The sequence below is a fragment of the Micromonospora globispora genome (assembly GCF_003857015.1).
Lineage (GTDB): Bacteria > Actinomycetota > Actinomycetes > Mycobacteriales > Micromonosporaceae > Micromonospora > Micromonospora globispora.
This window is the reverse complement of record NZ_QGGF01000381.1, coordinates 1-9539: the sequence shown is the minus strand read 5'-3', so window position 1 is coordinate 9539 and position 9539 is coordinate 1. Positions and strand designations below refer to the sequence as shown.

Genomic DNA, 9539 nt, shown 5'->3' with positions numbered 1-9539 from the left:
GCTCGCGGCCGCGCAGGAGCGGCTGGCCCGCTGGCGCCGGGCCGCCGCTCCTGCGCGGCCGCGAGCAGGTCGTCGGTCCAGGACCGGTCGGTGCGGTAGTGGCCGCTCATCAGGGCCAGCCGGACCGCCATCGGATCCACCTTGTCGGCACGGAGCCGGGAGACGAAGACCAGGTTCCCCTTGGACTTGGACATCTTCTCGCCGTTCAGGCCGATCATGCCGGCGTGCACGTAGTGGTCGGCGAAGGGCGCCTGGCCGGTGAGCCGCTCGGCGTGCGCGGCCGAGCACTCGTGATGCGGGAAGAGCAGGTCGTTCCCGCCGCCCTGCACGTCGATCCGGTCGCCGAGCAGGTTCAGCGCGATCACCGCGCATTCGATGTGCCAACCGGGGCGGCCGGCGCCGAGTTCGCCGCCCGGCCAGGACGGCTCGCCCTCCCGAGCGCCGCGCCAGAGCAGCGGGTCCAGCGGGTCCCGCTTGCCGGCCCGGTCCGGGTCGCCGCCGCGCTCCGGGAAGATCTCCAGCATCTGCTCGCGGGACAGGTTGGACTCGTAGCCGAACTGCGGGGCGGCGCTGATGTCGAAGTAGACATCACCGGTGCCGTCGTCCAGCCGGTACGCGGCACCCTCCTTGAGCAGGACCAGCACCTTCTCGGCGATGTCCGGGATCGACTCGACCGCGCCCACGTAGTGCGCCGGCGGGATGATCCGCAGCGCCTCCATGTCCTCCCGGAACAGCGCGGTCTCCCGCATGGCGAGGACCTTCCAGTCCTCACCGTCGCGCTCGGCGCGCTCCAGCAGCGGGTCGTCGATGTCGGTGACGTTCTGCACGTAGCGCACGTCCACGCCGGCGTCCCGCCACATCCGCTGCACCAGGTCGAAGGTGATCATGGTGGCGGCGTGGCCGAGGTGGGTGGCGTCGTACGGGGTGATGCCGCAGACGTACATCGAGGCGGCCTGGTCCGGCTGGCTGGGGTGGGCACCACGTCGCGCCGAGTCGTACAACCTCAGCGGCCGCCCCTCACCGGGAAGCCGTGGCACCTCGTGTCCCGCCCAAGACTCCATGACCGTCAGCCTAACGATCTGTCAGGCCGCCGGGTGCCGCCCCTCGGGTGATCAACGCGACAACGGCTCACATCGGGGGCCAGGGCATCGCCGGCCAGTCCTCCGGCGGCAGGGGGAACCGGCCGGTCTCCCGCAGCCGCTCGATCCGCGCCGCCAGCTCGGCGACCTCGCTGATCGTCAGGTGCTCGGCCAGCTCGTCGCCGAGGACCCCGGTGACCTGCCCGGCGAGGCCGTCGAGCATCTCCACCGCGTCCGGCGGGAGCTGGCGGCCCGCCCAGCCCCAGAGCACGGTGCGCAACTTCTCCTCGACGTGGAACGTCACCCCGTGGTCCACGCCGTAGATCCGGTCGTCCGGCCCGACCAGCACGTGACCGCCCTTCCGGTCGGCGTTGTTGATCACCGCGTCGAGGACGGCCAGCCGGGCCAGCCGGGGGTCGTCGGCGTGCGCCAGGGCGTACGGGGCACCGTCGTCGTCCCGGGCCGCCGCGACCGGGAACCAGCGCGGCGGCACCGCCTTCGCGGGCACGAAGCCGACCAGCGGCTCGGCGTCCTCCGGCTCCTCGATCCACAGCTGGCACGAGCCGGGGCCGAACGGCCCGTCGCGCAGCACCGTCGGCGGCACCAGATCCCACCCGGTGGCGCGGGAGACCAGGTAGGCGGCGACCTCCCGGCCGGCGAGGGTGCCGTCCGGGAAGTCCCAGAGCGGACGCTCGCCGCGCACCGGTTTGTAGACGCAGTGGGCCGTCACCCCGTCGAGGGTGAGGATCCCACGCAGGGTGGCGTTGGAGGCGTCGACCAGCCGCCCCTCCAGGTCGAGCTCACCGTCGCTGAGCAGTCGGAGAGCGGCGGCGCCGTCCTGTCGGGGCTGGAGTTCCGACGACGTCACCGGTGATAACCGTTGTGCCGCGGGCAGAGATGGCCGGCGGGGTCCAACGGCTGGCCGCAGAGCGGGCAGGGCGGACGGCCGGCGTTGACCACCCGACGGGCCCGCTCGATGAACGCGCGGGTCGCCTCGGGAGTCAGCCGCACCCGGAGCCGGTCGAGGTCGTCGTCCGGCTCGTCCGGATCCTCGTCCTCGTCGTCGTCGGCGTCGCCCAGCTCGACCTCGACCTCGGTCTCGCCCACCGCGATCGCTTCGATCACCACGGTGGCGGTGTCCACGTCGAACGCCAGGCCCAGGGTGCCGACCCGGAACTCCTCGTCGACCGGGGTGTCCAGCGGGTCGTTGTCGCCGACGGCGGCAGTCGTCGTCTCCGGCAGGTCCACGCCGAACCGGCGCTGCGCCTCGGAGAGCAGCTCCTCGAGCTTCTCGGCGAGCAGGGACACCTGGACCTTCTCCAGCGCGACGCTGACCAGCCGGCCACCGCCGCGCGCCTGGAGGAAGAACGTGCGCTCCCCCGGCGAGCCGACGGTCCCGGCGACGAACCGCTCCGGCGGCTCGAAGGCGTGCACCTGGTGGGTCATACCCACGACCCTATCCGGCGCGCGGAAGCATCGCGCACCGCACCGAGCGCGAATCCCCGCCGGGCGACGGCCGGAAACCGCCCGGGCATGGTCCGGCTCACCGCGCCGCTCCCGCGCCACCACCCACGGCCGCGTCCGAATCCGTCGTACGGGTCGCCCGCCGACGCCGCTTCCGGGACGGCGGCACCAGCCCGGCCAGGTCGCCGCCGGTGTCGTTGAGCCGGACCAGGAACGGCCGCAGCGGCGTGTAGCGGATCGCGGTCACCGACGCCGGGTCCGCCACGATCCGCTGGAAAAGATCCAGATGTACGCCGAGCGCGTCCGCCACGATGGCCTTGATCACATCGCCGTGGCTGCACGCGAGCCAGACCGCCTCCGGCCCGTGCTCGGCGGTGACCCGGGCATCCCAGGAGCGCACCGCGGCCACCGCCCGCGCCGACATCGCCGCCATTGACTCCCCCTGCGGGAAGACGGCGGCGCTCGGATGCTGCTGGACGACCGGCCAGAGCGGCTCCTTCGCGAGCTTCTTCAACGGCTGCCCCTCCCAGCCGCCGTACCCGCACTCGATCAACCCCTCCTCCACCACCGGCTCCGCCCGCGGCAGGGCCAACTCCAAGGTCTGCCGGCAGCGGATCAGCGGGCTGGTCACCACCGCGGCCAGGGGAAGGTTGCGCAGCCGCTCCCCCACCGCGGTGGCCTGGGCGCGACCGGTGTCGTCCAGCTCGACTGGCTGCCGGCCGGCGAGGCCGCCGTCGGCGTTCGCGGTGGTCCGGCCGTGTCGCAGAAGCAGAAGGGTCGCCACGGTGACCACCCTAGGGCCTTGGTCGGGGTGGGGTTCTTTTCCGTCTGGCTCCGCCGTGCCTTCTGCTCATTGGGGTGGCCAGCTTGGCCCGTCCGTGCGTTAGGTCCCCGGGTGGTTGCGGTGGTGGGGTGTGGCCCGCCGTGCCCGGCTCCGGGTGGTCAGGCTTGATCCCTGCGCCGGTCACGGGGGGCCACACCCGTGACCTGGGCGCGGTCCGTGCCGGCCGTGCGGCCGGGGCGCTTCGCGCGGCCGGTGCGCGCCGTTTCCCGCAACTCGCGCCTGCCTGCCCAAGATCCGCGCTGTTTCCCGGAAGTTGGTGCCTCCCCGCGTTGCGAGGGCGGAACCGCGCCTGCCTGCCCAAGATCCGCACAGTTTCCCCGAAGTTGGTGCCTGAACGCGTTCGGAGGGGCCTGTTTCCCTGAAGTTGCGCGGATCTTGCCGTGCCAGCGGCAGTGACCCGGCTGCGACATGTGGGGTGGATTGCCCGTCCGCCGCTGTGGCCGACTGGGCCGTGTGGGGTCGGTGTCCGGTTTGTGGGTGTGACCGGCGGCATCGCGGGGCCGGAATCGTGGCGGGGGTGGGGGCGTTACACATCCCCGACGGCCGAGGTAGCAGCCCCGCCCCCGCGGGATCCTGCCGGATGGCCTGGCCCGGAATGATGGCCGGCCGGTGGTCGTTACACATGGTCCCGGCGCCGCGAGCAGGCCCCCGGCCCCGCGGTCGACCCGGATGAAGACTTTCCCCCCTTTTTGCTTTCTTGGGCGCCTGACGGTGCTTGCGCGCGGCCCTGACCCCCGTCGGGCGTGCGCCGACCCCCGAATGGAGCTTTCCCCCATGAACACGATCTTCCGTAAGAGCGTTCTTGGTGTTGCTGGTCTCGCCTTCGCCGGTGGTGTGTTCGCCGGTCCGCTGACCGCCCACGCCGCCACCCCGGTCGACGCCACGCCCGCCGCGGTCGCGGTGCAGGCCGACAAGCCGGGCGTGGACACCGCCAAGCTGATCCCGCATGGTGTGCAGGGCGCGCAGTCGCACATCGACCTGAACGACGAGCAGACCGCCAACGCCAAGGCGATCATCGCCGCCACCAAGAAGTCGGGCCTGAACGAGCGGGCCGCGGTCATCTCCATCGCCACGTCGCTGCAGGAGTCGAAGCTGGAGAACCTGGGTCACCTGGGTGACCGCAACGACCACGACTCGCTGGGCCTGTTCCAGCAGCGCCCCTCCTCGGGTTGGGGTACCCCGGAGCAGATCACCGACCCCGAGTACTCGACCATGGCCTTCCAGAAGGGTCTGAAGCAGGTCGACGGGTGGCAGGACATGCCCCTGACGCAGGCCGCGCAGACGGTGCAGGTGTCGGCCTACCCGGACGCCTACGCCCAGTGGGAGCAGCAGGCCGCCGACCTGGTCGCCCAGCACTGGAACAGCTGACCCAACCGAACACCGTGAACCGACCACTGGCCGGCACCCTCACCAGGGTGCCGGCCAGCGGCTTTGTTCTGTGTGGTGACGGCACTCACCGGGCGGAACAGGGGAGGGGCCCGTACCGTTGTGCAGAGCGTCGGTGTGCCCAGTGTCCCCGGGCCTCACCTAAATTGCCTTCGCGGAATACCGTTCGGCTGGAGCCGCGTCGCGCCACTCGCCGAGAGGCGACCTGCACACCGACGCCCAGCGGCGCCCCGGCCATCCGGCCGGGGCGCCGCTGTCTGTGCCTCCCCACGTGTCGGGGCGGCGGAGAAATGATCAGCGACTCGAGTCGCGCGGGCCCCACTGCTGCCCTATGTTCAGGAGGTCAGCTTCCGCCACTGGCGAAGGAGGGTGTCGGAGTGGGTCTCAAGACCTTCATCGAGGGGTGGCCGGTCTACCGGCAGCTCACCGGCACCGACCCGCTCGGTCGGGGTGCCGCGGCCCAGTCGGCCCGTTCGGCGACCCTGACGGCACGCACCGAGACCGCCGACAGCATGGCACGTTCGGTCTGCCCGTACTGCGCGGTGGGCTGCGGTCAGCGGGTGTTCGTCAAGGACGGGCAGGTCACCCAGATCGAGGGTGATCCGGACAGCCCGATCTCCCGTGGCCGGCTCTGTCCTAAGGGCTCGGCCAGCAAGAACCTGGTCACCAGCCCGCTGCGGGAGACCACGGTCCGCTACCGCCGGCCGTACGCCACCGAGTGGGAGGATCTCGACCTCGAGACGGCGATGGACATGATCGCCGACCGGGTCATCGCCGCGCGCGACGAGACCTGGGAGGACACCGACGACCAGGGTCGGGTGTTGAACCGCACCCTCGGGTTCGCCAGCCTCGGCGGCGCCACGCTGGACAACGAAGAGAACTACGTCATCAAGAAGCTCTTCACAGCGCTCGGCGCACTACAGATCGAGAACCAGGCCCGCATTTGACACTCCGCCACCGTCCCCGGTCTGGGGACCAGCTTCGGTCGCGGCGGCGCGACGGTCTTCCAGCAGGATGTCGCCAACGCTGACGTCGTCATCATCCAGGGCTCGAACATGGCCGAGGCCCACCCGGTGGGCTTCCAGTGGGTGATGGAGGCCAAGGGGCGGGGAGCGAAGGTCTTCCACGTCGACCCGAGGTTCACCCGCACCAGCGCGCTGGCCGACACCTACCTGCCGATCCGGGCGGGTAGCGACATCGCGCTGCTCGGCGGCATCGTGCGCTACATCCTGGAGAACGAACTCGACTTCCGGGAGTACGTGCTGGCGTACACGAACGCGGCGACCATCGTCAGCGACGAGTTCGTCGACACCGAGGACCTGGACGGCCTCTTCTCCGGTTACGACCCGCGGACCCACACGTACAACGAGCGCAGCTGGCAGTACGTGGGCCAGGAGGAGACCACCGGCTACCGCGCCGCCGACCGGGAGCGGGACACCGCTGCCGGCCTGCGCCACGAGTCGCACGGCATTCCGGTCGGCGGCCAGGTGCGGCGGGACGAGACGTTGCAGCACCCCCGCTGCGTCTACCAGATCCTGAAACGGCACTACTCCCGCTACACGCCCGAGATGGTGGAACGGGTCTGCGGCATCCCGCACGAGAAGTTCCTGGAGCTGGCGCGCGCCTGGACGGAGAACTCCGGTCGGGAGCGCACCGGGGTGCTGATCTACTCCGTGGGGTGGACCCAGCACACCGTGGGCGTGCAGTACATCCGCACCGGGGCGATCATCCAGCTGCTGCTGGGGAACATGGGCCGCCCGGGGGGCGGGGTGCTGGCCCTGCGCGGGCATGCCAGCATCCAGGGGTCCACCGACATCCCGACACTGTTCAACCTGCTGCCGGGCTACCTGCCGATGCCGAACTGCCACAACCACGCGACCTTCACCGACTGGGTGGACAGCATCCGGCACCCGGGCCAGAAGGGCTTCTGGGCCAACGCGCGAGCGTTCGGGGCAAGCCTGCTCAAGGCGTACTGGGGCGACGCGGCGACCCCGGAGAACGACTTCTGCTACGACTACCTGCCGCGGATGACCGGCGACCACGGGACGTACCAGACGGTGCTGAACATGATCGACGGCAAGGTCAAGGGGTACTTCCTGCTCGGCCAGAACCCGGCGGTCGGCTCGGCGCACGGCAAGGCCCAGCGCCTGGGCATGGCGAACCTCGACTGGCTGGTGGTTCGCGACCTGTTCATGATCGAGAGCGCGACGTTCTGGAAGAACAGCCCGGAGGTGGAGACCGGCGAGATCGTGCCGGAGGAGTGCCGCACCGAGGTGTTCTTCATCCCGGCGGCCTCGCACGTGGAGAAGGAGGGCACCTTCACCCAGACGCAGCGGCTGCTGCAGTGGCGGGAGAAGGCGCTCGACCCGCCGGGTGACGCCCGCTCCGAGCTGTGGTTCTTCTACCACCTCGGCCGCATCATCCGGCAGAAGCTGGCCGCCTCGGACAAGCCACGCGACCGCGCGGTGCGTGACCTCAAGTGGGACTACCCCACGCACGGCGACCTCGCGGAGCCGAGCGCGGAGGCGGTGCTGAAGGAGATCAACGGGTACGAGGTGGCGACCGGGCGCCCGCTGTCCGCGTTCACGGAGGCGAAGGACGACGGCTCCACCGCGATCGGCTGCTGGATCTACACCGGGGTGTACGCCGACGGGGTGAACCAGGCCGCCCGCCGCAAGTCCCGGCACGAGCAGGACTGGGTGGCCGCCGAGTGGGGCTGGGCCTGGCCGGCGAACCGCCGCATCCTGTACAACCGCGCCTCGGCCGACCCCGAGGGTCGACCGTGGAGCGAACGCAAGCAGTACGTGTGGTGGGACGCCGACAAGGGCGAGTGGACCGGCTACGACGTGCCGGACTTCGAGAAGAAGAAGCCGCCGACGTACCGGCCGCCGGAGGGCGCCACCGGTGTGCAGGGGCTGGCCGGCGACGACGCGTTCATCATGCAGGGCGACGGCAAGGGCTGGCTGTACGTCCCGTCGGGGCTGCAGGACGGGCCGATGCCGACGCACTACGAGCCGGCCGAGTCGCCGATGCGCAACCCGCTGTACGGGCAGCAGGCCAACCCGACGCGGAAGGTCTACGACAACCCGATCAACTCGGTGAACCCGAGTCCGCCGCAGCCGCACAGCGACGTCTTCCCGTACGTGTTCACCGTCAGCCGGCTCACCGAGCACCACACCGCCGGCGGGATGAGCCGGACGGTGCCACGCCTGGCCGAACTCCAGCCGGAGATGTTCGTCGAGGTCTCCCCGGAGCTGGCGGGCGAACTCGGGTTGGCACACCTCGGGTGGGCGCACCTGATCAGCGGGCGGGCCGCCATCGAGGCCCGGGTCCTGGTGACCGACCGGCTCACCCCGCTGCGGCTGGACGGTCGGGTGATCCACCAGGTGTGGCTGCCGTACCACTTCGGTCGGGAGGGGATCGTCACCGGCGACTCGGTCAACGACCTGTTCGGTATCACGCTGGACCCGAACGTGCTGATCCAGGAGAGCAAGGTCGGCACGTGCGACATCCGGCCCGGCCGGCGCCCGACCGGGCCCGCCCTGCTCGAGCTGGTGGACGACTATCGGCGGCGGGCCGAAATGACCGGCGGTCGCCCGCCGATCGTCACGACCGACGCGTCCGAACGGGAGGTCGGATGATCGAGGCCAACAGCCTGTACGGCCCGCTCGACCCCGCACCGGACGCCGGCTGGGACGAGGCGGGCCCACGGATGGGCTTCTTCACCGACACCAGCGTCTGCATCGGCTGCAAGGCGTGCGAGGTGGCCTGCAAGGAGTGGAACGGCGTACCGGACTCGGGGTTCGACCTGCTCGGCATGTCGTACGACAACACCGGGGCGCTGACCGCCAACTCCTGGCGGCACGTTGCCTTCATCGAGCAGCCCCGCCCGGCCGGGCACCGCACCCCGCCATTCGCCGGCGACCCGACCGGTCCGGCGGTCAGCCCGGCCAGCGCGGCCGCCGCGGCCGGCACGGTCAACGAGACCGGCACGACTCCCGGCGTGCCCCCGGGTGACCCGCAGGCCGCCGCCCGGATGGCCGCCGGGCCGGAGTTCCTCGGCATGCCCGGCGCCCAGCCGCCCGGCCGGTCCACCGGAGCCGAGTCGCGCACCGACTTTCGCTGGCTGATGATGTCGGACGTCTGCAAGCACTGCACCCACGCCGCGTGCCTCGACGTCTGCCCGACCGGTTCGCTGTTCCGCACCGAGTTCGGCACGGTGGTGGTGCAGGAGGACATCTGCAACGGCTGCGGCTACTGCATCTCCGCATGCCCGTACGGCGTCATCGACCAGCGCAAGGGCGACGGCCGGGCGTGGAAGTGCACCCTCTGCTACGACCGGCTCGGCGCCGGCATGACGCCGGCCTGCGCGCAGGCGTGCCCGACCGAGTCGATCCAGTTCGGTCCCCTCGACGAGCTGCGGGAACGCGCCGCCCAGCGGGTGGCCGTGCTGCACGAGCGGGGGGTGCCGGAGGCCCGCCTCTACGGCCACGACCCGACCGACGGCGTGGGTGGCGACGGCGCGTTCTTCCTGCTGCTCGACGAGCCCGAGGTCTACGGCCTGCCCCCGGACCCGGTGGTCACCACCCGGGATCTGCCGAAGATGTGGAAGCGGGCCGGGCTGGCCGCCCTGGCCATGGCGGCGGCGGCCGTCGCCGCGTTCGTCGGAGGTTCATCGTGAGTCCGGAGCGTGCCCCGGTCGGCGACCTGTTCCGCCGGTTCCGCGAGCGGCTGGCGGCCGAGGGGCCGGAGCGCCTCGGCGGGCG

General features: G+C 71.4%; 6 protein-coding genes and 1 pseudogene. 3 read left to right on the top strand and 4 right to left on the bottom strand.

Annotation, left to right across the window (positions count from 1 at the left end; all coding sequences use genetic code 11):
• From mshC to DKL51_RS19645, 4 genes are all read right to left on the bottom strand, one after another.
• The coding region (mshC, locus tag DKL51_RS19660) for a cysteine--1-D-myo-inosityl 2-amino-2-deoxy-alpha-D-glucopyranoside ligase (protein WP_124812356.1) at positions 1–1061 on the bottom strand (1061 nt) is incomplete at its 3' end.
• A 67-nt stretch (positions 1062–1128) separates the two neighbouring features.
• On the bottom strand, positions 1129–1947 hold the full coding sequence (locus tag DKL51_RS19655) for an SCO1664 family protein (RefSeq protein WP_109948031.1): 819 nt from the start codon (positions 1945–1947) through the stop codon (positions 1129–1131).
• A complete protein-coding gene (locus DKL51_RS19650; protein ID WP_109948030.1) occupies positions 1944–2525 on the bottom strand; it encodes a DUF3090 domain-containing protein in 582 nt (193 codons plus the stop codon). The genes DKL51_RS19655 and DKL51_RS19650 overlap by 4 nt, the downstream gene beginning before the upstream one ends.
• A gap of 97 nt (positions 2526–2622) precedes the next feature.
• Positions 2623–3336: a histidine phosphatase family protein gene (locus DKL51_RS19645; protein WP_109966113.1), complete on the bottom strand. Its 714-nt coding sequence runs from the start codon at positions 3334–3336 to the stop codon at positions 2623–2625.
• A gap of 825 nt (positions 3337–4161) precedes the next feature.
• Between DKL51_RS19645 and DKL51_RS19640 the strand changes: the two genes are divergently transcribed.
• The 3 genes and pseudogenes from DKL51_RS19640 to DKL51_RS19625 all read left to right on the top strand — a co-directional run bounded on the left by DKL51_RS19640 (position 4162) and on the right by DKL51_RS19625 (position 9454).
• Entirely contained in the window at positions 4162–4755 is a 594-nt protein-coding gene (locus DKL51_RS19640) for a hypothetical protein (protein WP_124812355.1), read from the top strand.
• 395 nt (positions 4756–5150) lie between these two features.
• A pseudogene (fdh, locus tag DKL51_RS19630) lies at positions 5151–8396 on the top strand (formate dehydrogenase); the annotation flags it as partial.
• 14 nt (positions 8397–8410) lie between these two features.
• Positions 8411–9454 carry a 4Fe-4S dicluster domain-containing protein gene (locus DKL51_RS19625; RefSeq protein WP_124812353.1) on the top strand — a complete coding sequence of 348 codons (1044 nt, stop codon included), beginning with the start codon at positions 8411–8413 and terminating at the stop codon, positions 9452–9454.
• Positions 9455–9539: the final 85 nt, after the last annotated feature.

What these genes read in the sequence shown, in the direction of transcription:
- DKL51_RS19640 (WP_124812355.1), top strand. Translation starts at nt 4,162, where the DNA reads ATGAACACGATCTTCCGTAAGAGCGTTCTTGGTGTTGCTGGTCTCGCC.
- DKL51_RS19625 (WP_124812353.1), top strand. Translation starts at nt 8,411, where the DNA reads ATGATCGAGGCCAACAGCCTGTACGGCCCGCTCGACCCCGCACCGGAC.
- DKL51_RS19650 (WP_109948030.1), bottom strand. Translation starts at nt 2,525, where the DNA reads ATGACCCACCAGGTGCACGCCTTCGAGCCGCCGGAGCGGTTCGTCGCC.